Genomic DNA, 24,244 nt, shown 5'->3' on the forward strand with positions numbered 1-24,244 from the left:
TCACCGCTCGTACAGATAACTGGAACAGGGACATGACGCACATGGCAGTACAAACGGCAGTTCCCCACGGGGCGGGACCGTCTGTCCTTGTGCGCGGCGCGGGCGTGTCGGGCCTGACGGCGGCGGTGACCCTGGCCGAACGTGGCGCGCGGGTCAGCGTGCATGAATGTGGCGGCCGCGTGGGCTGGGGGGCATCATGGATGGCGGGCGGCATGCTGGCCCCGTGGTGCGAGGCCGAGTCCGCCACCCCGGAGGTGACGGCCCAGTCCCTTGCCTCCCTCGACTGGTGGGATGCGCATGTGCCCGGCGTGGACCGCAATGGCACCCTTGTGCTGGCGCCGGCGCGTGACGTGCGTGAAATCATGCGGTTCGCGCGCCGGACATCGCATTATTCCACGATTGGCGAAGGCGAGATCGCGCGGCTGGAACCCGATCTTGCCGACCGTTTTTCCCGTGCGCTGTTTTTTGCGGGCGAAGGGCACGTCAACCCGCGCGACGCCCTGCAGGCGCTGGCCGCGCGGCTGGTGGAACTGGGGGGCGGCCTGCATTTCAATGTGCCGCCTGATGCCAGCACCGCAGGCTATGACTGGGTGGTGGACTGCACCGGCATCGCGGCGCGTGACCAGATGGCGGACATGCGTGGCGTGCGGGGGGAAATGCTGCTGCTGCGCTGCCCCGATGTGACCCTGCATCGCCCCGTGCGCATGCTGCACCCACGCATTCCCATCTACATCGTGCCCCGTGCGGGCCATGTGTACATGGTGGGGGCAACCATGATCGAAAGCGAGAACGCCGGTCCCATGACCCTGCGTTCGATGGTGGAGATGCTGGGCGCGATCTATGCTCTGCACCCGGCGTTTGGCGAGGCCGAGATACTGGAAACCGGCACCGGCCTGCGCCCGTCCTATCCCGACAACATGCCCGCTGTCAGGCGGTCGGGGCGGCATATCCATATCAACGGCATGTATCGCCATGGCTTCCTGCTGTCCCCCGTTCGTGCGGCCGAGGCGGCCGATATCGTGTTTGGTGAAGGCTGAACCCGGCACAAAGGGAGGATGGACATGCAGATTCTGGTGAATGACGAACGCCATGACGTGACCGCCTGCGACCTCGCGGCGTTGCTTGATGAACTGGGTTATGATGCCACAGCCCGTATCGCGACGGCGGTGGATGGCTGCTTTGTCGCGGCCGGCAGGCGTGCGGCCCATCCCCTGCATGATGGGGCGCGGGTGGAAATTCTGGCCCCCATGCAGGGAGGATAACCGCAATGACCCTTTTTTACGGCACTGAACTGTCGTCACGCCTGATGCTGGGCACGGCGCAGTATCCATCCCCCGAAATACTCGCTGATGCCGTCCGCCGCGCCGGGGCCGGGGTTGTCACTGTCTCGCTGCGGCGCGAGGCCGCCGGCACGCGCGCGGGGCAGGCGTTCTGGGCGCTGATCCGGGAACTGGACGTGCCCGTCCTGCCCAATACGGCGGGCTGCCATACCGTGCGTGAAGCGGTGACCACGGCGCAGATGGCGCGCGAGGTGTTCGGCACGGACTGGATCAAGCTGGAGGTGATTGGCGAATCCGACACCCTGCAGCCCGACATGTTCGCGCTGGTGGAAGCCGCCCGCATCCTGACCGAAGACGGGTTCAGGGTCTTTCCCTACATGACCGAGGACCTGGTCGGCGCGGAACGCCTGCTGCGCGCGGGATGCGAGGTGCTGATGCCATGGGGCGCGCCCATTGGCTCGGGCAAGGGGCTGAACAACCTGTTTGGCCTGCGCGCGCTGCGGGCGCATTTTCCCGATATACCGATGGTGGTTGATGCCGGTATTGGCGTGCCGTCGCATGCCGCGCAGGCGATGGAACTGGGGTATGACGCGGTGCTGATCAATACGGCGGTGGCCAAGGCGGGCGACCCCGCGGAAATGGCGCGGGCCTTCGCCATGGCGGTGGAAGCCGGGCGCATGGCCTATATCGCCGACCCGATGGAGGAACGTGACATGGCCGTGCCCTCTACCCCCGTGATCGGGCAGGCCGTGCTATGAACACCGCGCTTCCGTCACGTATCTACCCGGTCGTGGACGCGGCGCACTGGGTCGGTAGCCTTGGGCAGGCGGGTGCGCGGCTGATCCAGTTGCGCCTCAAGGACATGGCGGAAGATGACCTGCGCCGTGAAATCCGTGAAGGCCTCCATCTGGCCCGCGCGCATGATGTCTGCCTTGTGCTGAACGATTACTGGCGGATGGCGATCGAGGAAGGGGTGGACTTCATCCATCTGGGGCAGGAAGATCTGGATACGGCGGACCTGCCCGCCATCCGCGCGGCGGGTTTGAGGCTGGGGGTCAGCACCCATAGTGATGCCGAACTGGACCGCGCGCTGTCGGTTACCCCCGATTACGTGGCGCTGGGGCCGGTCTGGCCCACGAAGCTCAAGAAAATGCCCTGGGGGCCACAGGGGACGGAAAAACTGTCGGTGTGGAAGCAGCGCATTGGCGATATCCCGCTTGTCGCCATCGGGGGGATTACCCTTGCGCGCGCGCCGCTGTGTATCGCGGCGGGGGCGGACTGTGTTTCGGCGGTGTCCGACTTCATCCGCATGCCGGACCCGCAGGCACGGGTCCGTGCATGGCTGGCCGCCACTGACCATGCGGTCAGGGTGTGAAATTCTGGAACATAATGTGATGCATCATGTGTTGTTGATGCAACGTTGGTGTGGCATTATTGATACTTGGTACGGGGGCCTGTGAAAGAACGTCTTTCACGGCCAGATGTTGATCCTATAAGCCAGATTCTGTTGATCTGAAACACGGTGGACATAATCTGTTCATGGTCAGCCATTAGGATCGGCCTGTAAGCGCAATATGGCCGGAAATCGGGGATTTTGAATGGAGATAGCGGGTCTGGCAGCAATTCTGATGGCGATTGCCGTGCTGCTTGTCGTTGTCAGCGCGGTCCAGCCGCTTGCCCGCCGTCTGGAACTGTCGGAAACCGTCCTGCTGGCCATTGTGGGTATCGTGATCGGCGGGGCCGCCGACCTTGTTCTGCGCAATTCCCACCTGGAAATCTTCAATGGCGCGGCGCAGACGCTGCTGGATTTCCCGCTTAACAGCGAAGCGTTCCTGCTGATTTTCCTGCCCATACTGGTATTCCAGGGGGCGCTGGGCATTGATGTGCGCAGGCTGGCGCATGAAACCGCGACCGTGCTGCTGCTGGCGGTGGTGGCGGTGGCGGTCTCGACCGCGGCCATCGGCTTTGCGCTGTATCCCTTTGCCGGCATGCCGCTGGCGGTGTGCCTGCTGCTGGGGTCCATCGTGGCGACGACCGACCCTTCGGCCGTGGCGGGGATATTCAAGGAAATCGGTGCCGCAAGCCGCTTGACGCGCTTGGTGGAAGGCGAGGCGCTGCTGAATGACGCGGCCGCCATTTCCATTTTCACCATCCTGCTTGGCTCCATCACCTCGCATCACAAGATCATGCTGGGTGGCGCGGTGCTGGAGTTCCTTGTCTCCTTCATCGGCGCGCTGATCATCGGCATCGTGTTTGGCCGCCTGACCCTTATGGTCATCCCGGCGCTTGGGGCGGCGCCCGCGGCGGAGGTCACGCTGACGGTGGCGCTGCCGTACCTGTCCTATATCGTATGTGATGAATTCCTGGGCTTTTCCGGCGTTGTGGCTACGGCGGCGTCCGGCCTGACGATTTCGATTTACGGCCCGTCCACCTTCCGGCCACAGACATGGCGATTCCTAAACGAGCTGTGGCAACAGCTAGTATTCTGGGCCGGGTCGCTGGTGTTCGTACTGGCGTCCATGCTGGTGCCGCGCCTGCTGGTGGGCATGACCAGATGGGACTGCGTGCTGATCCTGCTGGCCGCGGGCGCGGGGCTGCTGGCGCGCGGGGCGGTGGTGTTTGGCATGCTGCCCATCCTTGCCGCCACCAGGCTGTCGCCGCCCGTGCCGACCCCGTTCAAGGTCACGATGGTATGGGGTGGCCTGCGTGGCGCCATTACGCTGGCGCTGGCGCTGGCTGTTACGGAAAACGAGCATGTTTCCAGCAGCATCGCCCACTTCATCGGCATTATCGCCACGGGGTTCGTGCTGATTACCCTGTTCGTGAACGGGATGTCGCTGCGGTATCTCGTGCTGTTCCTCAAGCTGGACCAGTTGCCGCTGATTGACCAGGCGCTACGCCACCAGATCCTTGCCATCGGGCTGGGGGAAGTGCGTGACCAGACGCGGGAGGTCGCGGGCGAACTGGGCTTTTCCTCCAACGTTACCAATACGGTGGTGGAGGTGATCGACCGCCGCGTCCATTCGGAAGAGCAGGCCAATACCTTTGACACCGCCCTGGGGGACCGGCAGCGCGTGACACTGGCGCTGATTGTCGTCGCCAACCGCGAACGCTCCATCCTGCTGGACCTGTTCCGCATACAGGGGCTGTCGCGCCGGGTAATGGAAACGCTGCTGCGCTCAGCCGAGGCCATGGTGGATGGCGCACGGCTGGAAGGGCGCTTTGGCTATGTCCGCGCCCTGCGCCGCAGGCTGCGCCCGTCGCTGCGTTTCCGTGTGGCGCAGGTCATCCATCATCGGTTCAATTTCGACACGCCCCTCATGTACTGCATGATGGAACGGTTCGAGATGCTGATGATCGGTTATTTCGTTTCCCTGTCGCTGACACGCTTCATGCGCCAGCGCATGGAGCCGACGCTGGGCACGCGTATCAGTGAAATCGTGGGTGAGGTGCTGGGACGGCAGTGTAAGCTGCTGGATGAGGCATTGCAGACCCTGCGGCTGCATTACCACGGCTATTCCGAAGCGCTGGAAAACCGCATGTTGCGCCAGATCGCGCTCAGGCTGGAAGAGGAAAAATACGACACCCTGATGTCCGAATCGCTGTTGAGCGAGGAACTGCACCGCGAATTGCACCGCGATGTGGAACACCGGCGCGAACAGCTTGATTTCAGGTTGAAATTCAACATCCGGGCCGGGATCGAAAGCCGCATCCATAACTTTCCCCTGTTTGAGGGGATGGCCGATGGCGTGCTGCATGACATCGCCATGAAGATGTCCATCCACTTTTCCTCTCCCGGGGAGCGGCTGTACCGTAAGGGGCAGAAGGTGCGCACGGTGTATTTCATCAGCGCGGGACTGGCTGAAACCCATTACCCCAAGCACGACGTGCGCTTTGGCGCGGGTGCGGTTCTGGGTGGGGAAGAAGCGCTGAAGGACGAGCGTGTCACCGCGACCAGCCGTTCGCTGCAGTTCGGGCATTTCATGACGATGAGCGCGCGCAACTTTCGCAAGCTGGTGGAAGATTACCCCCGCATTGGCGAAAACCTTGAACGCCTGTCGCAGGCCCGTCACAAGGGTGAACTGCCCGATGCCCAGCTCCTGCCGCGGGATGGGGAGGACGCATCGCAAAGCCTGCCCTCATACGACGCCATCGACCTTGCCACCGCACCCGTCACCCGCGCCATTCCCGTCCGGCAGGATGGGCAGGTCAGCGATGCCTGACCTGCCGGGGTGGCGCTGATCCGCCTGGTTATACGGTGCCATCATGCTGTCGGGATTGGGCCGCTCAGGTCGCCCTGCAATGACATAGCCTGCCAGTGGCGCGCGGGTCCGTGCGCCACTGGCAGGCTGGCAAGGGGATCGCCAGCGACGGCCGCATGCCGGAAGGCTGCATCCCATGTCGTGTGGCAGGGAATCCATGCGTGGCTCCGCAGCGGGTGGGCAAGACCATGCGGGTTATCTTTTCTTCAAAAAGGATAAGAGACTGTTTGAAAAGTCAGCTCATGATAGTGCTTTAAAATTAAAGGAAGTTTTTTGGTGAAGTTTTTTGCAAAAGCTTCGAAAGAACGCCGCCTTTTTAAGAAAAAGGCGACACCCGAAAACTTTTATTGTTTTTATCAAGGAGTTGTTTTCAAACAGCTTCTAAGGGTGCCTGAAGCTTTTTGAAAAAAGCTTCCCCAGAAACGTCTTCAGAAAAATCCGCAAACGTCGCGGCTGCGTTAGAAGGCACGCAGCAGCCGGTCCAGGTATTCCAGTTCTTCTGGCGGACGGGTGCGGTCGGCATCACGGCGGCGCAGTTCCTGTTCAATCTCGCGCGCGCGTTCGCGGCTGGCGTTGTCGGGCACGTGGGTATCATTATCCATGCCCGCATGGGTGCCCCCGGTCTTGCGGCCCAGCGGATCGCGATCACCCTTGTCTTCGGCCTGCTGGTCGGTGTCGTCATCATCATCCTCACCGCCGGGATGGTTGCCACCGCTGCCATGGCTGCCCTTGCCATTATCCTGCGACAGCATGGGCAGGAACACGGTCATGCCGCCACGGGCGCTCTGGCTGCGCATGGACTGGCGCATCTGCTGGTCACCCTGCTGCAGGTCGGCCAGCACCTTTTTCTCGGCGGCTGCCGCATCGGGGTCCTTGCCCGCGCCAAGCGCCGCACGCACGGCCTTCATGTCCGTCTGCGCCTTGTCCAGCGCGGGCATGTCCTTGCCGCTGGCCTGTTTGAATTCGCGTTGCAGTTCATGCAGGGCGCGCGACAGGGCATGCTGCACGGCCCGGTCGGCATGCTGCTGGGCCGTGTGGGCTTCGGGCGTCATGCTTTCCGGCGGCGGGGTGGGGCCGGCCTGTTGCGGGGGGGCGCTGCCCGACGGCGTAATGCCAAGCTGGCGCAGCAGGTCGGCGGTGGACATGGATGACAGGTCGCCACCCTCTTCATCCATGTCGGTCTGGCGGCTGGCGGCGTCGCGTTCCTGCTGGCGCTGGGCCTGGTCCATGCGCGACTGGGCGTGGTCCAGCAGTTGCGACTGGCGGCTGACCAGGTCGCGCAGCGCCCGGCGCAGTTCCCTTGCTTGCTGGCGGGCCTGCATCTGCTGGGCCAGTTGCATCATGTCCTGCGGGGTGGCGTTGCGGATGCCGTTGGCCATGTCCTCCATCTGTTGCAGCTTCTGCATGGCATCGGCATTGCGGCCATTGGCGGCGTCATCCTGTAACTGCTGCATCATCCGGGCCATGTTCTGTTCGCCCTGCGATGTCATTTCGGGAATCGCGGGGATGGCGGAATGATCGCGCATGGCCTGCTGCGCCAGCGCCTGCATCTTGCGTGAAATCGCGTCCTTGAGCGCCTGCATGCGGTGCTGCAGTTCGGCCTGCTGCTCCTGCCCCTGACCCTTTGCGCCCATTTCGCGCATGTGTTCAAGCTGTTCGCGCACGGCGTCCTGTGCCGCCTGCACGCCAAAATCAGCCTGTTCGTTATCAATGTCCCGGCGGTTGTGTTCGATATCCAGCGCAAGGAACCACAGCCGTCCGGTCGCCTGCGTAATGGCGTAATCATCGGTCACGTCATCCGCATCCCCCAGCACGGCGGCGACGCTGGTCAATGCCAGCAGCAGGCCGACATGATGGGTCAGCATGGTGTCGGCCTGACCCAGCGCCAGCAGTTCGCGCGCTGCCTGTGCGCGGTTTTCACGGTGCAGGGCCACGCGCTTGCGGATATCCAGCACCGCCTTGGCCAGCGGGTTGCTGAAAGGCCGCGCCCCCATGCGCAGCCGGACGGGGACGGAGGTCGCACTCATGCCACTGGTGCTGGTGGCGACCAGGCGCGCGGTCACGTCCTCGCCCGCCCACGGGTTCTGCGACAGGTCGGGGGTCGCCACGTCATCGGCCACGCGGGGGTGGCCGTTCAGCGGGATTGGTACGGTCAGGATGTCGCGCGGGCTGTCCGGCATGACCAGTTCCGCATGCATCGATGCGATGCCGTAGGGCTGGGCCACATGATAGGGCAGGCGGGTGCGCCATTCGCCTTCATGGCTGCCCGGGTCCTTGCCCCATGCGATCTCTGGCGCGGGGTTGGGGGTGACGTTCAGCGTCCATTGCCCCAGCGTGCGCCCCCGGCCGCGCAGGCGTAGCGTGCCACTGGCCAGAAGGGTGGCCTGCGCATTCCAACTGGCATTGCCCAGTGCGCGGAAATCATGCGGGCCGATGGCGGGCAGCGTCCCGCTGGCCCGCATGCGCAGGGCCGGACGGCCATTCAGCCCGTTCAGTGTTATGGTCAGTTGCGCACCGGCGGGAACGGTCGCGCTGGTATGCGTCGCATCAAGGAAAACCGGCGCGCCGGGCGCATAGTCGGGCATGGTGATCCATGCATTGACCTGCGGGGCGGGGGTGTCGGCATCATCCATGCCGGGCAGGAAGGCTGCCGTAATCCGGCTTGCGGCATGGTTGCCGGTCCACATCATGCCCCCGGCCAGGAGCACGGCCAGGACCGGGGTCGCCGCCCACCATGTGCCGCCGGGCAGGCGTGGCCGTGGCCACCCGCCCCGCAGGCGGCCCAGCGCCGCCGTGGTGCGGTGCAGGTGGACCTGCCACAGATAGGTGATTTCAGGCGTGGGGGCATTGGCTGGCCGGTCATGCAGCGTGCGCAGCGGCTGCCCGGACAGGCCGGATGCCTGTTCCACCCGGCGGTCGGTTTCGGATGTGGTGGGGGCATGGATGCCACGCCACTGCCGCCATGTGGCATAGGCCGCCCCGCCTGCAATCCCGGCCAGAAGGGCGGCATGCAGGCTGTCCGGCATGTATTGGGGCAGGCGCACAAGCCCCAGCAGCGCAACACCCATGGCCGCGTCAAGCGTGGGCAGCATGAGCGGCCACAACTGTTCCACCCACAGGGCACGGCGCGCCTGCTGGCGTGCGTGGGCCAGGCGTTGCGGCAGGCTGCCGCCGGGCTGGGAGCTGTCCTGCCCGGCTGTCATAGGCCTCCGCCAGCGGGGAGAAGGGTATTCTCCACCCAGTCGGGAATATGGTCGCCAGCCCACAGGTCTTCGACCTGCTGGCGTTCCCGGATGACGGACCAGCGCGCGCCATCCACCATGACCTGTGCTGCCAGCGGACGGGCGTTGTAGGTGGAACTCATGACCATGCCATAGGCCCCGCAGTCCAGCAGCGCCAGGCGTGATCCCGCCTCCATATGCGGCAGGGTGCGGTCATGGCCGAAGGTATCGCCGCTTTCACAGACCGGCCCCACCACGTGCACCTGTTCGGTAGGGGCGGCGGCGGTTTTCGCGCAAAGCGGGATGATGCCATGCCATGCATCATACAGGCTGGGCCGCATGAGGTCGTTCATCGCGGCATCCAGCACAAGGAACGGCGGCATGCCGTCATAGCCCTGCTTGCGCAGGATCACGGTGGACAGCAGCACGCCCGCGGGACCGGCCAGCCAGCGCCCCGGCTCAACGGCCAGCCGCGTGCCAAGATCGCCCAGTTCGGCATGGATGGCCCCGGCAAGGGCCTCGGGCGCGCCTTCGGTTTCATCGCGGTAGGAAATGCCCAGTCCCCCGCCGCAATCCAGCGCCTCGACCGCAAGCCCGCGCGCGCGGATGGCCCGCACGAGGTCGGCAAGTCTGGCATAGGCGGTACGGTAGGGCTGCATGCGTACGATCTGGCTGCCGATATGCATTGCCAGCCCGACGGGCCGGATACCCGGTAAAGTGGCGGCGCGGGCATAAAGTTCAACCGCGCGGTCGTAGGGAATCCCGAATTTGTTGGTGGCGAGGCCGGTGGTGATCTTGGCGTGGGTGCCGGCATCGACATCGGGGTTGATGCGCAGGGCCACGCAGGCTTCCAGCCCTTCGGCTTCCGCCACGGCGGAAAGGAGGTCAAGCTCCTCCGCGCTTTCGACATTGACCTGCGCAATGCCCGCCTGCAGGGCAAGGCGCATTTCCTCAAGGCTCTTGCCCACGCCTGAAAAGACGATTTTTTCCGCCGGGATGCCCGCCATCATGGCGCGGCGCAGTTCGCCGCCGCTGACCACGTCCGCCCCGGCCCCTTCGGCCGCCAGCACGCGCAGCACGGCCAGGTGGTCATTGGCCTTGACGGCGAAGTGAATGGAAACCGGCCGGCCGGTGGCGGCCAGGGCCGTGGCAAGCCTGCGGTAGCGCGCGCGCAGCGTGCCCGCGCTCATGACCCATGTGGGCGTGCCAAGCGCGTCGGCAATGGCGTTGAGGGGCACGTCTTCCAGCACAAGCCCGTCCATGGCATGCATGGACAGCGCCGGACGGACGGCCAGAAGGTCGGCAACGGATGGGTCCTGTCCACGACAGGTAGGGGAAGCATCAGCCATGATGGGCGCACGATACCGCCTTGCCCTGTCGCTTCCAAGGTGCTTGACGCATGAAAGAACAGGTAAGGACAGACCGGTATGAGCAATGACCCCCTGGTTCAGGCCGCGATTGACGTGCGCCTGCGGGCTTATGCGCCGTATTCGCGCTTTCAGGTCGGTGCGGCGGTGGCGGCGGCGGATGGCCGGATATTCACCGGGTGCAATGTCGAAAACGCGGCCTATCCCGAAGGTACCTGCGCCGAGGCCGGCGCCATCGCCGCCATGGTGGCGCAGGGCGGGCGTGATATCCGTCGCGTGGTGGTTTGCGGGGGCGGGGATGCCGCCTGCACGCCATGCGGCGGATGCAGGCAGAAAATCAGGGAATTCGCATCCCCCCGGACCCCTGTCACCATGGTGTCGGCCGGGGGGGCGGTCCTGCTGGTCCGTACGCTGGCGGAGCTGCTGCCCGACAGTTTCGGGCCGGACAGCCTGGCCTGACCCGTCAGCGGTCGGGGCTGGGATAGGTCGTGTAATAGGCCCGGGAATCGGAAGGCTGCCGCGGCGACCCGATACGCCCGCATGCCCCCAGCGCGGAGGCGATGACCAGGCCCGCCAGCGCCAGCACCACGATGGCGCGCCCGCGTGGGGTGGGATGGATGTTCATGTGCCGCTTTCTCCTGTCCCGAGCGTATCCAGCCAGCGCGCGGCCTGCGCGCGCACGTTCTTCGCCGCTGTGCCGCCATGGCTGGTGCGCGAGGCGATGGAGGAATCGACATCCAGCACCGTGAAGATGTCGGCGGTGATGCCCGGTTCCTCGGCCTGCATGTCCTCCAGCGTCAGGTCGGCCAGGCCCACGCCCTTCGCCTCCGCCCTGCCGACCAGGCGGCCTGTGACATGGTGGGCGGTGCGGAAGGGCACCTTCAGCACCCGCACCAGCCAGTCCGCAAGGTCGGTGGCGGTGGAAAAGCCCGACCCGGCATAGGCGCGCATCTGCTCCGCATTGACGCTGAGGTCGCGGATCATGCCGTCCATGGCGGCAAGGCTGAGTGCCGCGGCATCGGTCGCGGCGAATACGGGTTCCTTGTCTTCCTGCATGTCCTTGGCATAGGCCAGCGGCAGGCCCTTCATCACCGTCAGCAGCCCCACCAGCGCACCGGTAATGCGCCCGCCCTTGGCGCGGACCAGCTCGGCGGCATCGGGGTTGCGCTTCTGCGGCATGATGGACGAGCCGGTGGTGAACGCATCGGACAGGCGGATGAAGGAGAAGGGGGCCGAGCACCAGATCACGATTTCTTCCGCCAGCCGCGACAGGTGGACGGCCATGATGGACAGCGCGGACAGGTATTCCAGCGCGAAGTCACGGTCCGATACGGCATCGAGCGAATTGGCCGTGGGGCGGTCGAAGCCCAGCGCATGCGCCGTCATGTCCCGGTCGATGGGAAAGGACGTGCCCGCAAGGGCGGCCGACCCCAGCGGGGATTCATTGAGCCTGCGCCGCGCATCCGCAAGCCTGCCGCGGTCGCGGGCCAGCATCTCCACATACGCCATCAGGTGGTGGCCGAATGTCACGGGCTGCGCGGTCTGCAGGTGGGTGAAGCCGGGCATGGGGGTGGCGGCATGTTCCGCCGCCCGCCGCGCCAGCGCGCGCATGAGGGACGCCGCCTGCCGGTCCAGCCCGTCGATCGCGTCACGCACCCACAGGCGGAAATCGGTCGCCACCTGGTCATTGCGCGACCGCGCGGTGTGCAGGCGCTTGCCCGCCTCGCCAATCCGGTCGGACAGGCGGGCTTCGATATTCATGTGGATATCTTCAAGCGCGGTGCTGAATTCAAAGGTGCCGGCCGCGATTTCCCGCCCGATCTGCTCCAGCCCTTCGGTAATGGCACGGGCGTCCGCATCGGAAATGATGCCGGTTTTCGCCAGCATGGCGGCATGGGCCTTCGACCCCGCGATGTCCTGCCGCCACAGGGCCTTGTCAAAACCGATCGAGGCGTTGATGTCCTGCATGATCGCCGCCGGCCCCCCGGCAAAGCGGCCGCCCCATTGTGCGTTCGCCTTCTGCGCGTCCTGATCCGTCAGCGTTTTTGCGTTCCCCGGCATCCTGTGTTCCAGCTACCCCAAGTGTGAAAAGGATCGTGTCTGATACGTCGTGGCGTAACGCCATCACATGCCGCGCACCCTACCCATCTGCCGCCACAGATACAATCGTTCCCGTGCCCGGTAATCCCCCCCGCATGGCGGGGCCGGCGAGGTGGGTTGCGGCGGGGGGTCTTTCACTCATGCGGCGTGATCTGTAATATCGGGTGCGAACCCGCCCATGGCACAGGATGTCCCGCACAATGCAGCATACAGCCCTTGCGCAGGAGCCATTACGGTTGCTGACGCAGGATGACCCGGCCCCCGTCATCCAGTTCGGTACATCCGCGCTTGATGGCGTGACGCCACCGTCCGGCCTGCCATTCGTGCTGGTCAGCGACCATGCGGGGCGCAGCCTGCCATCCGCGCTGGGGGACATGGGGGTCAGCGCCGCCGATCGTGCGCGTCATATCGCCTGTGACCTGGGCATGGCCGAAACCGGGCGGATGCTGGCGCGTGAACTGGACTGCATCCTGATTGAACAGGCCTATTCCCGCCTTGTGATCGACTGCAACCGCGCGCCGGGGCATCCGACATCCATCGTGCGGGAAAGTGACGGGACGCGGGTTCCGGCCAATATCGACATCACGGCGGCCGAAGAAGGCAGGCGGGTTGAGGAAATCTTCCTGCCCTATCATGACCGGATCAGCCGGGAGATCTCGACACGGCTGGAGGGCGGGCTGCCCGTGGTGCTGGTGTCCCTGCACAGCTTTACCGACCGCATGAACGGCATGGCGCGGCCATGGCATACGGGCGTGCTGCATAACCGCAACCCCGCTTTCGGCCTGCGGGTGCGTGACCTGCTGGCAGCCGAGGACGGGCTGGTGGTCGGCAGCAACGAACCCTACGCCCTGACGGATGTCAGCGACTACACCGTGCCCGTGCATGCGGAAGGGCGCGGCGTGCCCTATCTGGAAATCGAGATACGCCAGGACCTGATTGCAACGGAACAGGGGCAGGCGGACTGGGCCGGCCGCCTTGCGCGTATCCTGCCACGGGCGTGGGAAGAGTTCCGGCACTGACCGCCGCACCTGACCTTGATGGATTGGAAGATGATGGAACGCAGCCCTCGCATTGACGGCCATACCCTGCTGGCCGGGGTGATCGGCTGGCCGGTGGCGCATTCGCGCTCGCCGCTCATGCATAATTTCTGGCTGGACCAATGCGGGATCAACGGGGCGTACGTACCCCTGCCGGTGGCGCCGGGGGCATTCGATGTCGCGGTCCGGGGTCTTCAGGCGGCGGGTTTCCGTGGCGTGAACGTGACCATCCCGCACAAGGAATCAGCCTATCGCATCGTGGAGGAACACGGCCTTCTGGACCGTTCGGCACGGCGTTCGGGTTCGGTCAACACGCTGGTCTTCGCACCTGATGGCCGGATCGAGGGCTATTCCACCGATGGCGACGGATTCGTGGCCAATGTGGAGGCGCATGGGATTTCCGTCACGGGTGGCCGCGCCCTGCTGCTGGGGGCGGGCGGGGCGGCGCGCGCCATCGCCGCAAGCCTGCTGGATCGCGGCGTGGAGGTCGTGGTGGCCAACCGTACCCGTGCGCGGGCCGATGCGCTGGCCGCGTCACTGGCGGGCATCACGGTCGTTGACTGGGCCGGTGCGGGCGCCGTGCTGCCGTCATGCATGTTTCTGGTCAATACTACCTCCATCGGCATGGATGGGGGGGCGAATGCCGTGTTCCCGCTGGATCTGGCGCGGGCGTCTGCCGGCCTGGTCGTGTGCGATATTGTCTATGTGCCACGACAGACCGGATTGCTCCGGCAGGCGGCCAGCTATGGGCTGCCCACGGTCGATGGTCTGGGCATGCTGATCCATCAGGCCGGGCTGGGGTTTGAAAAATGGTTTGGCGCGACGCCGGATATCGGGCCTGCGGTTGAAGCCCTGCTGGATGCCGACCTCAAGCGCGCGCATGCGGGCTGAACGGGGTCTTTCATGCGCATACTGGGCCTGACCGGCGGGATCGGCATGGGCAAGTCCACCACGGCGGCCCTGCTGAAACGCGCGGGCCTGCGGGTGTTTGATGCCGACGCCACCGTTGCGGGCCTGCAAGGCCCGCATGGCGCGGCCCTGCCCGCCATCGCGCGGCTGGTTCCCGGTTCGGTGCGCGATGGCGTGCTGGACCGGACGGTGCTGCGGCAGGCGGCGCTGTCCGATCCGGGGGTGATGCAGGGGCTGGAAGCCATCATCCACCCGCTGGTGCGCCGGGCGCGCGCGCGGTTCGTGGAACGCGCGCGGCGCGATGGCTGCCGGTGGGTCGTGCTGGATATCCCGCTTCTGTTCGAGACCGGAGCCGACAGGATATGCGACCGCGTGGTGGTGGTCAGCGCGCCCGCATCCATGCAGCGCCAGCGCGTATTGCGGCGGGGACGGATGACACCGGCCCAGATTGACGCCATCATCGCCCGCCAGATGCCCGATGCCGCAAGGCGGCGGCGGGCCGATGTCATTATCGAAACCGGTCTGTCACGCCACGAAACGGTGCGGCAGGTCAGGCGTTTGCTGTATGCGATGCGCGAGGGAAGTCCAGCCGCATGGGCTGCGGCCAGGGGAAAGCCCACATGAAACGCACCATCCTGTTCGATACGGAAACCACCGGCCTTGATCCGCTGAAGGGGGACCGCGTCATTGAAATCGCGGCCCTTGAACTGGTTGGCGACCTGCCCACCGGGCGCAGTTTCCGTGTCCTGATCGACCCTGAACGTGATGTGCCCGAAGAAGCATCGCGCGTGCATGGCTTTACCCGCGCGGATCTTGAAGGCAAGCCGAAATTCGCGCAGGTGGCCCCCGAATTCCTTGAATTCATCGGCGATGATCCCCTGATCGCGCATAATGCCCGCTTCGATTTCGGGTTCCTGAACGCGGAACTGGCGCGTGCGCGTCTGCCCGAACTGGATATGGGGCGCATGGTCGATACGCTGGATATGGCGCGTGAGCGTTTTCCCGGCATGCCCAACAGCCTTGACGCGCTGTGCCGCCGTTTTTCCATCGACCTGTCGGAACGTACGACCCATAACGCGCTGCTGGACTGCAGGCTGCTGGCTGCGGTGTATCTGGAACTGACCGGGGGCAGGCAGCGCGGGCTGAGCCTGTCGGTGGATGAAGGAGGCGGCGGCATCGCCACCTATGTCTATGCGCGGCCGGCGGGGCATATGAGCGTGCGCGTCCGGCCGGACGCCGCCGAACTGGAAGCCCATCATGCCTTTGTCAGCCGCCTGTCCGATCCGTTGTGGCAGGGCTGAATGGGCGGTATGTAACGAAAGGGAGTGGCCCTGGTGGCAGCTTTGGGTTAGTCTGTGCCCGTTACCCGTACCTGATTGTATTGAAACAGGAAGAGAGCATTGTCCACGGACGAGATTGTCGATCCCACGATTGCCCCTTCCGACCAGTTCCGGCGCTTCCTGTTTCATATCGGCATTCCGGTGGCCGGTGTGGTTTCGGTCATCGCCGTCATTGCCGGGGTGGGGTGGCATTCCTACCGGACCGTCCGGACCGGCGCGCTGAGCCTTACGCATGACCTGCTGGTCAGCCAGCAGGATTATATCGCCAAGGAAGTCAGTTCCTTCCTCATGCCTGCCTCGGCCGGGGCGATCGTGGCGCGTGACATGCTCGAACATGGCGCGCCGGAAGTCGAGCAGAAGATCTTCAACGGCTACAGCAGCACCATGATGCGGAATGTCCCGCAGATCCAGTCGTTCTACATCGCCGACAGCGATGGCAATTTCAGTACGCTGGAACATGGTGAACAGCCCGGCCAGACCGCGCTTACGACCCTGCATGACGTGGGTACGCCCAAGGCGACCTTCACGCATGAACTGCGTGACGGCAATGGCAAGCTGCTCAGGCAGTGGCAGACCCCGGCGGGCACGTATGATCCCCGCGGGCATGACTGGTTTACCGATGCGGTCAAGTCGGGGCAGGAAATCTGGACCCATCCCTACATCGTGGAGGTCACCAAGCAGGTGACCATCACGGCGGCCGTCCCGTACAAGGGCGTGAATGACAAGACATATGTCTATGCCATCAACATGTCCCTCAACCATCTCAATAATTTTCTCAATTCGCTGAAGATCGGCGAAAGTGGCAACGCGATCCTGCTCGATCAGGACGGGCATGTCGTCGCCGGCCATGGCATGCAGGATACGCAGGCCAAGGCGCATGGCGACCCGGGTAAAATGACGCTGGACCCGCTGAAATACCCGGTCATGACCAAGGCGTTTGACGAATACCGCGTCCATAGCTACGGCGCGCGCACCGTCCAGGTGAAGGGGCGGCGGTATGTGACCATCACCGCCAACCTGCCGGTGGGCAAGGATAGCTGGGTCCTGCTGCTGGTCGCGCCCGAGGATGATTTTTCACGTTTCGCCATGGCGGACGGGCGGCAGAACCTGCTGTTCTTCGTCCTGGTCGTCATCATGGCGCTGGGCTTTGGCCTGCTGCTGTTCCTGCAGGCGCGGCGCGGGGACCGCCTGCGCAACCAGATTTCCCAGGCGCGGGCGGTTGCCAATTACGAAAGCCATGCCCTGCAGTCGGTTGCGGCCTATCCCGACCTGTTCAACCCCGAAGACAATGCCCTTGTCCTGACCGAAACGCTGGCGGACCAGTCCCATGGCCGCCGGGCGGCCATATGGCGGATCCTGCATGATGGGCATACGCTCATGTGCATCGATTCCTACGACCGGCAGCAGGACGTGCATTCCGGCGGGTTCGAGATGTCCACGACGGACCTCAAGAGCTTCTTTGACGCTGTTTCCCATGGTGACGCGCTGGTCACCACCGATGCTGCCACCGATGACCGCACGACAGCGTTCTACCGCGTATACATGCGTGCCTTTGGCAGCAAATCCCTGTTCTGCAGCCCGATCCTGGGCAGTAGCGGCCCGGTTGGCGTCATCACGCTGGAAGACGCGCCACGCGCCGAAATGGTCTATCATTTCGTGGACATGATCGCCGGGGTGGCGGCGGCCCGCTTCTCCGCCCAGCATTACACGGCGGTGGCCGCGGCGCGAGAGGAACTGGAAACGGAACCCGCCCAGGGTGGCGAAGGCCCCGAGGATCCGAGCCAGGGCTTCCTGCTGGCCCCCGGCGCGCTGTCCATAAACGGGCAGCCGGGCACGACCGACCTGAGCCAGATGGAAGGGTTCTACCCTGCCGTCGCCATCATGGTCATCAGCCTGTCCGACATGATCATGACGGCCCAGAACGACCCGACCGCCAACATCAAGCTGATTGATGACATGGCGGGCGCGCTGCAGGATATCGCCCACCAGTGCGGGCTGTACTCCATCCGCATGCTGGGTCATCGCGTCGTCTGTGTGGCCGGGTGTTCGCGCACGCCGGACAAGGGGGCGGTGTTCCGCATTGCGAATGCGGCGCTCATGATGCGTGAAAACGCGCTGGCCATGCTGTCCAAGGCGGATCTGGACCCGGTCTTCCGCATCGGTCTGGATGTCGGGCCGGTATTCGGCGGCATGCTGGGCAAGAAGCCGCAGGCGTTCAACCTGTGGGGCGACGCCATGGGCATGGCCGAGATGATGGCGCAGGGCGCGCCGGATGTCGGTACGATCCAGGTATCGGAAAATGTCTACCAGCGCCTGCGCCAGTACTTCCTGTTCCGTGAACGTGGCCGGTTCTTCATCCCCGGCATGGGGCTGACACGTACCTATGTGCTGGCCGGGCGGCGATGACCGATACGCCAACCCACGCCCCTGACCACGTGGCGCCACAGGCCGACCCCATGGCTGTTCCCCAGCCGGACCATGACGGCCGTCTGGTGCACCTGCTGCGGCGGTTCGCGCCCTGGCTTGCAGCCCTTGGGCGGCTGACGCGGCACCAGGTCCGTTTCGCCCTGCTGGTGATCGGTTCCGGGTGGGGCGTGCTACGCGAAAGCATGCGGCCCAATTCATGGCGCAGGCCGGTTATCTATGAATTCCGCGCCACCTTGCGGCAGGTGGTCAGTGGCGGTTTCCTGAGTATCGTGATCACCGCGACGCTGACGGGCCTCATGGTGGTGTCGCAGGCTGCGTACTGGCTGGGTTACGCGGGCATGGCGCAGATGACGGGGTCGATCCTTGTTTCCGTGCTGGTGCGTGAAATCTCGCCCATCCTTGTCGGCATCATCATCATGGGGCGCAGCGGCATGCTGTCGCTGACCGAAATCGGGATGATGGTGCTGGGGGGGGAAGTGCGGGCGCTGCAGGCGCGCGGCATCGACCCGTTCCTGGCGCTGGTCATGCCGCGTACGTTCGCCTTTACGCTGGGCGGCTTTACGCTGGGCATGATCTTTGCCGTCGTATCGCTGCTGATGGGGTTCGTGGTCGCCCATTCCACGGGGGCCATCACCTCCTCGGTCTGGACATTCTTCTTCAATGTCCTTGGCGCGATGACCACGTGGGATTACCTGATCATCCCGCTGAAATTCGTGCTGGTCGGTTTCTTCGTCGGGGTGGGGTCATGCGTATCGGGCCTGACCGTCGGCAGCAATGATACGATGGCCACCATCATGCCGCGTGGATTTGCGCGCGGGATCATGCTGGTGCTGGTGGTCAATATCCTCTTCATGCTGGATTTCTGACATGACAGCCAACGCTCCCCTGCTGGAACTGCGTGACGTCGTGCCGTCGTTCGAGGAGACCGGCCTCATGCCCGCGCCGTACAACCTGCGCATCATGCCCGGTGAATGCGCGGTGATTGACTGCCGTGATTTCGAACGGGCCGCCATGTTCGCCGACCTGTGTTCCGGCATGATCGGGCTGACGCAGGGCAGCATCAAGTTCATGGGGCTGGACTGGAGCGCGCTGCACGACCGGCAGCTCAACGCGCTGCGTGGGCGTATTGGCCGCGTTTCGCGCAACAGCAGTTGGCTCAACCTGTTTGGCACGCATCTCAACATCATGCTGCCGCACCTGTACCATACCACGGACCCGTTTGATAACGTGGTCCTGCACGCTACCGAACTGGGGTACCGGTTTGGTTTGCCCGGCCTGCCAACCTCGGCGCCGGACCGGCTGTCAGGCGCGGATCTGGCGCGGGCGGCGTGTGTGCGCGCCTTCATGGGGCGGCCGGACCTGCTGCTGCTGGAGGACATATCCGACACGCTGCCAGAGGAGAATATCCTGCCGTTCCTTGAAATGATGACCACGGCGCGGGATCGTGGCTGTGGCGTGCTATGGTTCGTCCGTTCCGCGGCGGCCTGGCATGAATATCGCAAGGCGGTGAATATCCACATGCGCCTTCTTGACGAAGGTCTTTTTCCCATGCGGGTGGTGTAATGGTCCAGAAACAACAGTCAGACGGAATCCGGCAGCTTGTGCGTGTCCGTTACGCCGATGAATGGGTGGGGATACTGGTCCTTGTGGCCCTTGTCATCCTGCTTGGCGCGGTGATCGAGGCCGGCGTGCTGCGCGACTGGCTGACGCCGGCGGGCAGGCTGCGGATCGTGCTGCCCGAAAACGGGGTCAGCGGGCTGTCGGTTGGTGACGACCTGGAGGTCATGGGCATCCATGCGGGCACCGTGCGGCGCGTGCGGATCAATCCGTCGGGGGGCATGTACGCCATTGTGGAGATCGATCCCGATATCGAACCCTATATCCGCCGTGACAGCACCGCCATCATCCGCAAGCGTTTTGTGGTGGCTGGCGCTAGCTACATCGACGTCTCACGCGGGACGGGGGACAAGCTGGACTGGAGCTACGCGGTGCTCAGCGCCACCAACGCCCCCAACCCGGCTGACACCATTACCCAGACCTTCAGTGACATCCGCGACCGCGTCATCCCGGTTCTGGACAATGCCCAGCACATGATGGCGACGCTGGACGCCACCATTACGGACATGCATGCGGGCAAGGGGTCCATCGGGCGCCTCATGACCAATGACGACCTGATCCGCCAGGCCGAACAGATGATCACCAGCCTTAACGCCACCGTTGCACAGCTGACTCCGATCGAAAAACAGCTTGCGGGTGTCATGGACAAGGCCAGCGCAAGCATGACCAACGTGCAGAAGGCCACGGGCGACCTGAGCAACGCGACCCCAGCCATTACCCACAACCTGCAGGATGCCAGCCAGCAGTTGCCTGTGCTTCTGGTCCAGGCGCAGACGACCGCCAGCAGCCTGCAGAAGCTGGTCGACCAGATGCGTGGCCTGTGGATACTGGGTGGTAATGGCAACAAGGCGGCGAAGCATGTCCATGCCCGCCTTCCGGCGCAGAAGGTGCAGCCATGAGCATGAAAAAGGAACACGTGGCCCTTGGCCTTGCCCTTGCGCTGGCGGGATGTGGCGGCGGGGGACAGGCGGTCACCCAGCCGGGTGACACAACCCTGTCGCAGGATATGGACAACGCGAAGGATGCCGTGGGTCTTGAGCGCCTTTCTGTGGCGGAGCAGCAGTACCGGGCCGCGGGCCAGCGCGCCATTGCCCGCGACGATGTCTCGGCTATTGGCGATGCAGGCTACAACCTTGCGACGGTGCAACTGGATGAAGGCAAGCCACAGGATGCGCTGTCCACGGTAACCGCGACACGTTCGGCCCTGGCGATGCGGGGGCAGACGGGTGACGATGCCGGGCTGGACCTGGTGCAGGCAGGTGCCCTGCGCCGGCTGGGTCGCGATACCGAAGCGGCTGCCGCGGCAACACGTGCCGCAGGCGCGCAGGATACCGACATTGTCGAGAAAGCCCAGCTGATCCGGGGACTGATTGCGGATGACAGCGGGGATCAGGCCACGCTTGCCTCGGTTGATGCCTATTTTGCCAGCCTGACCGGGAAACTGCCGGATGGCTGGACGGCGGATGCAAGGGAAATAGCTGCCCGGAACCTGCTGGTCACGGGGGGCAGTACGCAGACGGCCATGCAGGACGCCATGCAGGCGGCAACCATCCGCCAGACGCAGGTGGATTACCGTGATATGGCCCGTGCCCTTGGCGTTGCCGCACGCGCGGCTGGCAAGGCGGGGAATATGCAGGAGGCATCCCAGCTTTATGCCCGCGCCAGCCAGAGCGCGCGGCAGGCAGGCGACAAGGCCGCCGCCGATCAATGGGCGAAGCAGGCGGGCACGACCATCGCCGCAGATCCTTTTGCCCAGTCCGACACCACGACGGCAACAAAGAAAAAGTAAGGGTCAGCCCTTTACACAACAGGTGCATCCGTTGTGTGTATCGGGTGAATTGGTCAAAGTTTTTGGTGAAGCTTTTTTCAAAAAGCTTCAAGGAATGCCGCCTTTTTTGCAAAAAAGGCGGTGCCCAAAAATTGGTAAAGTTGGATTATCCGGCCTGCAACCGTGTATGCCGGGCCAGAAACCGGGTGCTGGCCCCGTTCAGGCCGATCAACTGCACATCCATGCCCTGTGCTTCCATCTTGCCGATCAGTTCTTCCAGCATGCCGGCCGCCGTCATGTCCCATATATGGGCATGGGTCAGGTCGATCGTGATATGGCGGGCCGTATCATGCAGGTCGAACGCATCGGCAAAGCCGTCGGATGAGGCAAAGAAGACCTGCCCGTTCACGATATAGGTCCGCGTCTGCCCATCAGCCGAAAGCGCATTGCTGACCGAAAGCATGCTGGACACCTGGAAGGCAAAGAACAGCCCGTTGAGCATTACGCCCACGGCGACCCCCGCGGCAAGGTCATGCGTGCCCACGACAACCGCCACCGTCGCCAGCATGATGACGCTGGTGGTGCGCGGGTGATGGACAAGGTCACGCAGCGACGACCAGGAAAACGTGCTGGCCGACACCATGATCATGATCGCCACAAGTGCCGCCACCGGCACCTGCGCCACCCACGGGCGCAGCATGACCATAAGCAGCAGCAGGAAGGCGCCCGCGACGAACGTGGAAAGCCGCCCCCGCCCGCCATAGCGCAGGTTGCCCACCGTCTGTCCGATCATGCCGCAGCCCGCGATGCCGCCGAACAGGCCGACGGCGATATTGGCGATACCCAGCCCCATGCATTCCTGCCGCTTGCTGCTGTGGGTTTCCGTCAGGTCGTCCACCACGCGGGCCGTCATCATGGATTCCAGCACGCCCACGCTGGCCATGGCGAGAGCAAAGGGCGCGATGATGCTGAGTGTATCAACCGAGAACGGCACATCGGGCCAGACCAGATGTGGCAGGCTGTCCGGCAGGCGGCCAAGGTCGGCCACCGTGTGCAGCGGCATGGGGCACAGGACCGACACCACGGTCAGCACCACAATGCAGATCAGGGGCGACGGAATGGCGGAAAAAAGCCGGGGCAGGGTATAGATGATGACTAGCCCCAGCGCGATCATGGCATAGGTATGCCATGTCACATGCAGCATATGCGGCACCTGCGCCGAAAAGATCAGGATGGCCAGTGCATTGACGAACCCGGTCCGCACCGGGCGCGAGACATAGCGCATCAGCACATGCAGGCGCAGGATGCCGAACACCACCTGCAGCAGCCCGCACAGCAGGGTCGCGGCCAGGAGGTACTGCACCCCATGGGCGCGCACCAGGGCGGCGGCGACCAGCGCCACCGATCCGGCCGCCCCGGATATCATGCCCGGCCTGCCGCCGGTAAAGGCGATCACCACGCTTATGACAAAGGACGCATAAAGCCCGACTGCGGGATCGACCCCCGCGACAAAGGAAAATGCAATGACTTCGGGGATCAGCGCAAACGTGCCGACCATGCCGGCCAGTGTATCGCGCGTGATGTTACCGAACCATTCCTGACGGTAACGGGCGAGTGCAGACATGAAAAAAACAGGGCCTTTCGGGGCAGCAGGGTCATCAGGTATCGGAAATGCTCGTATCCGCGCGTCGCCACCAGCATTGGGGCGCAGCGCGCGGCCGGGGCAGGACCGCCAGCGGGTCGCCACTGTAACGGACCGTGTTGGTGGGTGTTTCCTCGATTTCGATGCTGGCGCAGGTTAGCGCCCCGCCATCGGCGGCAAGGAAGGCGTTCAGCTTGGCCATGAGCAGGCAGGCCAGCAGTTCGGTCGTGGGGTCGCCGGGGGTAACCAGTATGCGCCGCGCGCGCCGTGGTTCGTTGCTGGCGAACCATGCAAGCAGCGGATCATCTTCCGCCAGTTGCAGGGCATGATCGACATGGTTGTCGATAAAGCCGTGCCAGACGCCCTTTGCGCGCTGGAAGGGCATGACCATGTTGGTACGGCCATCCAGCGCCGTGGGGTTCGTGGCGCGCAGGTGGGCGCGTATGTATTCATTATGGCCGTGGGGCAGGGCGCAGCGTTCGCTTTCGCCCGCCAGCAGCCGGTGCGCCATGGAAAAGCGCCGGGTGAAAACCAGTTCAAACATGCTGGCGTGCCGCCATGTACTGCTCCCATCCCGCCCTGCGCAATGTGCAGGCGGGGCAGGTGCCGCAGCCATGCCCCCATGCATGCAGCGTGCCGCGCGTGCCAAGGTAGCAGCTATGGCTTTCACGGTTGATCAGGCGGACAAGCGCATCACCACCCAGTTGGTGGGCCAGCTCCCATGTCTGCGCCTTGTCTATCCACATCAGTGGTGTGTGCAGCACATAATGGGCATCCATGCCGAGGTTGAGCGTCACCTGCAGGGACTTGATCGTGTCATCGCGGCAGTCGGGGTAGCCGGAATAATCCGTCTCGCACACGCCGGTCACGATATGGCGGATGTTGCGGCGTGCGGCCAGGGCCGCGGCAAAGGTCAGGAAAATCAGGTTGCGGCCGGGCACGAATGTGTTAGGCAGGCCGTTTTCATTCATCGTGATTTCGGCTTCACGCGTCAGCGCCGTGTCCGATACGGTGCCAAGGGCGGCAAGGTCGAGCGTATGGTCGGCGCCCAGGCGCTGCGCCCACAGGGCATTCTGTGTCGCCATCCCGTCGCGCAGGGCTGCGCGGCATTCCAGTTCGACCGCATGGCGCTGCCCGTAATCGAACCCGAGCGTCTCCACCCGGCCAAAACGCGCCAGCGCCCATGCAAGGCAGGTGGCTGAATCCTGACCGCCGGAAAACAGGACCAGTGCGGCTTCGTTTTCAGGATGGGATGGGGGAGGGGGAGCGCGCAT

General features: G+C 64.4%; 23 protein-coding genes. 16 read left to right on the plus strand and 7 right to left on the minus strand.

Annotated features, from left to right (window positions below):
- Positions 1–41: 41 nt before the first annotated feature.
- The 6 genes from CFR76_RS09410 (at position 42) to CFR76_RS18700 (ending at position 5,947) form a co-directional block, all read left to right on the plus strand.
- The gene (locus CFR76_RS09410) at positions 42–1,037 is read left to right on the plus strand and encodes an FAD-dependent oxidoreductase (RefSeq protein WP_110556948.1); all 996 of its coding nucleotides are present in this window, start codon (positions 42–44) and stop codon (positions 1,035–1,037) included.
- 24 nt (positions 1,038–1,061) lie between these two features.
- Positions 1,062–1,262: a sulfur carrier protein ThiS gene (thiS, locus tag CFR76_RS09415; RefSeq protein ID WP_110556949.1), complete on the plus strand. Its 201-nt coding sequence runs from the start codon at positions 1,062–1,064 to the stop codon at positions 1,260–1,262.
- Between the two features lie 5 nt (positions 1,263–1,267).
- Positions 1,268–2,038, plus strand: coding sequence for a thiazole synthase (locus CFR76_RS09420; protein ID WP_110556907.1), 771 nt, complete (start codon positions 1,268–1,270; stop codon positions 2,036–2,038).
- Entirely contained in the window at positions 2,035–2,655 is a 621-nt protein-coding gene (locus CFR76_RS09425; protein WP_110556908.1) for a thiamine phosphate synthase, read from the plus strand. The genes CFR76_RS09420 and CFR76_RS09425 overlap by 4 nt, the downstream gene beginning before the upstream one ends.
- Positions 2,656–2,878: 223 nt before the next feature.
- Positions 2,879–5,503, plus strand: coding sequence for a cation:proton antiporter (locus tag CFR76_RS09430; RefSeq protein WP_110556909.1), 2,625 nt, complete (start codon positions 2,879–2,881; stop codon positions 5,501–5,503).
- Between the two features lie 315 nt (positions 5,504–5,818).
- Positions 5,819–5,947: a hypothetical protein gene (locus CFR76_RS18700; RefSeq protein WP_264986445.1), complete on the plus strand. Its 129-nt coding sequence runs from the start codon at positions 5,819–5,821 to the stop codon at positions 5,945–5,947.
- 53 nt (positions 5,948–6,000) lie between these two features.
- Here CFR76_RS18700 and CFR76_RS09435 read toward each other — a convergent pair whose 3' ends face one another.
- Both CFR76_RS09435 and lysA read right to left on the minus strand, forming a co-directional pair.
- Positions 6,001–8,745, minus strand: coding sequence for a DUF4175 domain-containing protein (locus tag CFR76_RS09435; protein WP_110556910.1), 2,745 nt, complete (start codon positions 8,743–8,745; stop codon positions 6,001–6,003).
- Positions 8,742–10,112 carry a diaminopimelate decarboxylase gene (gene lysA / locus CFR76_RS09440; protein WP_110556911.1) on the minus strand — a complete coding sequence of 457 codons (1,371 nt, stop codon included), beginning with the start codon at positions 10,110–10,112 and terminating at the stop codon, positions 8,742–8,744. The genes CFR76_RS09435 and lysA overlap by 4 nt, the downstream gene beginning before the upstream one ends.
- 78 nt (positions 10,113–10,190) lie before the next feature.
- On the opposite strand from lysA, the gene CFR76_RS09445 reads away from it, so the two are divergent.
- A complete protein-coding gene (locus CFR76_RS09445) occupies positions 10,191–10,589 on the plus strand; it encodes a cytidine deaminase (protein WP_110556912.1) in 399 nt (132 codons plus the stop codon).
- A gap of 4 nt (positions 10,590–10,593) precedes the next feature.
- Here CFR76_RS09445 and CFR76_RS18015 read toward each other — a convergent pair whose 3' ends face one another.
- Positions 10,594–10,755: a hypothetical protein gene (locus CFR76_RS18015; protein ID WP_167402097.1), complete on the minus strand. Its 162-nt coding sequence runs from the start codon at positions 10,753–10,755 to the stop codon at positions 10,594–10,596.
- Positions 10,752–12,191, minus strand: a complete 1,440-nt coding sequence (argH, locus tag CFR76_RS09450) for an argininosuccinate lyase (RefSeq protein WP_110556913.1) — start codon at positions 12,189–12,191, stop codon at positions 10,752–10,754. Before argH ends, CFR76_RS18015 begins: the two co-directional genes overlap by 4 nt.
- A 239-nt stretch (positions 12,192–12,430) precedes the next feature.
- Between argH and CFR76_RS09455 the strand changes: the two genes are divergently transcribed.
- The 9 genes from CFR76_RS09455 to CFR76_RS09495 all read left to right on the plus strand — a co-directional run bounded on the left by CFR76_RS09455 (position 12,431) and on the right by CFR76_RS09495 (position 21,349).
- The gene (locus CFR76_RS09455) at positions 12,431–13,249 is read left to right on the plus strand and encodes an N-formylglutamate amidohydrolase (protein ID WP_110556914.1); all 819 of its coding nucleotides are present in this window, start codon (positions 12,431–12,433) and stop codon (positions 13,247–13,249) included.
- 33 nt (positions 13,250–13,282) lie between these two features.
- On the plus strand, positions 13,283–14,158 hold the full coding sequence (locus CFR76_RS09460) for a shikimate dehydrogenase (RefSeq protein ID WP_110556950.1): 876 nt from the start codon (positions 13,283–13,285) through the stop codon (positions 14,156–14,158).
- Positions 14,159–14,170: 12 nt separating this feature from the next.
- On the plus strand, positions 14,171–14,800 hold the full coding sequence (gene coaE / locus CFR76_RS09465) for a dephospho-CoA kinase (protein ID WP_110556915.1): 630 nt from the start codon (positions 14,171–14,173) through the stop codon (positions 14,798–14,800).
- Positions 14,797–15,477 (plus strand): DNA polymerase III subunit epsilon, encoded by a 681-nt coding sequence (gene dnaQ, locus CFR76_RS09470; RefSeq protein WP_110556916.1) that lies wholly within the window; start codon positions 14,797–14,799, stop codon positions 15,475–15,477. The genes coaE and dnaQ overlap by 4 nt, the downstream gene beginning before the upstream one ends.
- Before the next feature lie 99 nt (positions 15,478–15,576).
- Positions 15,577–17,922, plus strand: a complete 2,346-nt coding sequence (locus CFR76_RS09475) for an adenylate/guanylate cyclase domain-containing protein (RefSeq protein WP_110556917.1) — start codon at positions 15,577–15,579, stop codon at positions 17,920–17,922.
- Positions 17,919–18,809: an MlaE family ABC transporter permease gene (locus CFR76_RS09480; RefSeq protein WP_110556918.1), complete on the plus strand. Its 891-nt coding sequence runs from the start codon at positions 17,919–17,921 to the stop codon at positions 18,807–18,809. The genes CFR76_RS09475 and CFR76_RS09480 overlap by 4 nt, the downstream gene beginning before the upstream one ends.
- A 1-nt stretch (position 18,810) precedes the next feature.
- A complete protein-coding gene (locus tag CFR76_RS09485) occupies positions 18,811–19,506 on the plus strand; it encodes a P-loop NTPase family protein (RefSeq protein ID WP_110556919.1) in 696 nt (231 codons plus the stop codon).
- On the plus strand, positions 19,506–20,459 hold the full coding sequence (locus CFR76_RS09490; RefSeq protein ID WP_110556920.1) for an MlaD family protein: 954 nt from the start codon (positions 19,506–19,508) through the stop codon (positions 20,457–20,459). Before CFR76_RS09485 ends, CFR76_RS09490 begins: the two co-directional genes overlap by 1 nt.
- On the plus strand, positions 20,456–21,349 hold the full coding sequence (locus CFR76_RS09495) for a hypothetical protein (protein ID WP_110556921.1): 894 nt from the start codon (positions 20,456–20,458) through the stop codon (positions 21,347–21,349). Before CFR76_RS09490 ends, CFR76_RS09495 begins: the two co-directional genes overlap by 4 nt.
- A gap of 145 nt (positions 21,350–21,494) precedes the next feature.
- Here the strand turns inward: CFR76_RS09495 and CFR76_RS09500 are convergent, their stop codons facing one another.
- Genes CFR76_RS09500 through queC form a run of 3 tightly spaced genes read right to left on the minus strand, consistent with a single transcriptional unit; the run spans position 21,495 to position 24,244 of the window.
- Entirely contained in the window at positions 21,495–22,952 is a 1,458-nt protein-coding gene (locus CFR76_RS09500; RefSeq protein ID WP_110556922.1) for a SulP family inorganic anion transporter, read from the minus strand.
- Between the two features lie 34 nt (positions 22,953–22,986).
- Positions 22,987–23,514: a 6-pyruvoyl trahydropterin synthase family protein gene (locus CFR76_RS09505; RefSeq protein WP_110556923.1), complete on the minus strand. Its 528-nt coding sequence runs from the start codon at positions 23,512–23,514 to the stop codon at positions 22,987–22,989.
- Positions 23,507–24,244, minus strand: a complete 738-nt coding sequence (queC, locus tag CFR76_RS09510) for a 7-cyano-7-deazaguanine synthase QueC (RefSeq protein ID WP_110556924.1) — start codon at positions 24,242–24,244, stop codon at positions 23,507–23,509. The genes CFR76_RS09505 and queC overlap by 8 nt, the downstream gene beginning before the upstream one ends.

It is taken from the genome of Komagataeibacter swingsii (genome assembly GCF_003207895.1).
In the GTDB taxonomy this organism is placed as follows: domain Bacteria; phylum Pseudomonadota; class Alphaproteobacteria; order Acetobacterales; family Acetobacteraceae; genus Komagataeibacter; species Komagataeibacter swingsii.

What these genes read in the sequence shown, in the direction of transcription:
- CFR76_RS09410 (WP_110556948.1), top strand. Translation starts at nt 42, where the DNA reads ATGGCAGTACAAACGGCAGTTCCCCACGGGGCGGGACCGTCTGTCCTT.
- thiS (WP_110556949.1), top strand. Translation starts at nt 1,062, where the DNA reads ATGCAGATTCTGGTGAATGACGAACGCCATGACGTGACCGCCTGCGAC.
- CFR76_RS09420 (WP_110556907.1), top strand. Translation starts at nt 1,268, where the DNA reads ATGACCCTTTTTTACGGCACTGAACTGTCGTCACGCCTGATGCTGGGC.
- CFR76_RS09425 (WP_110556908.1), top strand. Translation starts at nt 2,035, where the DNA reads ATGAACACCGCGCTTCCGTCACGTATCTACCCGGTCGTGGACGCGGCG.
- CFR76_RS09430 (WP_110556909.1), top strand. Translation starts at nt 2,879, where the DNA reads ATGGAGATAGCGGGTCTGGCAGCAATTCTGATGGCGATTGCCGTGCTG.
- CFR76_RS09435 (WP_110556910.1), bottom strand. Translation starts at nt 8,745, where the DNA reads ATGACAGCCGGGCAGGACAGCTCCCAGCCCGGCGGCAGCCTGCCGCAA.
- lysA (WP_110556911.1), bottom strand. Translation starts at nt 10,112, where the DNA reads ATGGCTGATGCTTCCCCTACCTGTCGTGGACAGGACCCATCCGTTGCC.
- CFR76_RS09445 (WP_110556912.1), top strand. Translation starts at nt 10,191, where the DNA reads ATGAGCAATGACCCCCTGGTTCAGGCCGCGATTGACGTGCGCCTGCGG.
- CFR76_RS18015 (WP_167402097.1), bottom strand. Translation starts at nt 10,755, where the DNA reads ATGAACATCCATCCCACCCCACGCGGGCGCGCCATCGTGGTGCTGGCG.
- argH (WP_110556913.1), bottom strand. Translation starts at nt 12,191, where the DNA reads ATGCCGGGGAACGCAAAAACGCTGACGGATCAGGACGCGCAGAAGGCG.
- CFR76_RS09455 (WP_110556914.1), top strand. Translation starts at nt 12,431, where the DNA reads ATGCAGCATACAGCCCTTGCGCAGGAGCCATTACGGTTGCTGACGCAG.
- CFR76_RS09460 (WP_110556950.1), top strand. Translation starts at nt 13,283, where the DNA reads ATGGAACGCAGCCCTCGCATTGACGGCCATACCCTGCTGGCCGGGGTG.
- coaE (WP_110556915.1), top strand. Translation starts at nt 14,171, where the DNA reads ATGCGCATACTGGGCCTGACCGGCGGGATCGGCATGGGCAAGTCCACC.
- dnaQ (WP_110556916.1), top strand. Translation starts at nt 14,797, where the DNA reads ATGAAACGCACCATCCTGTTCGATACGGAAACCACCGGCCTTGATCCG.
- CFR76_RS09480 (WP_110556918.1), top strand. Translation starts at nt 17,919, where the DNA reads ATGACCGATACGCCAACCCACGCCCCTGACCACGTGGCGCCACAGGCC.
- CFR76_RS09485 (WP_110556919.1), top strand. Translation starts at nt 18,811, where the DNA reads ATGACAGCCAACGCTCCCCTGCTGGAACTGCGTGACGTCGTGCCGTCG.
- CFR76_RS09490 (WP_110556920.1), top strand. Translation starts at nt 19,506, where the DNA reads ATGGTCCAGAAACAACAGTCAGACGGAATCCGGCAGCTTGTGCGTGTC.
- CFR76_RS09495 (WP_110556921.1), top strand. Translation starts at nt 20,456, where the DNA reads ATGAGCATGAAAAAGGAACACGTGGCCCTTGGCCTTGCCCTTGCGCTG.
- CFR76_RS09500 (WP_110556922.1), bottom strand. Translation starts at nt 22,952, where the DNA reads ATGTCTGCACTCGCCCGTTACCGTCAGGAATGGTTCGGTAACATCACG.
- CFR76_RS09505 (WP_110556923.1), bottom strand. Translation starts at nt 23,514, where the DNA reads ATGTTTGAACTGGTTTTCACCCGGCGCTTTTCCATGGCGCACCGGCTG.
- queC (WP_110556924.1), bottom strand. Translation starts at nt 24,244, where the DNA reads ATGCGCGCTCCCCCTCCCCCATCCCATCCTGAAAACGAAGCCGCACTG.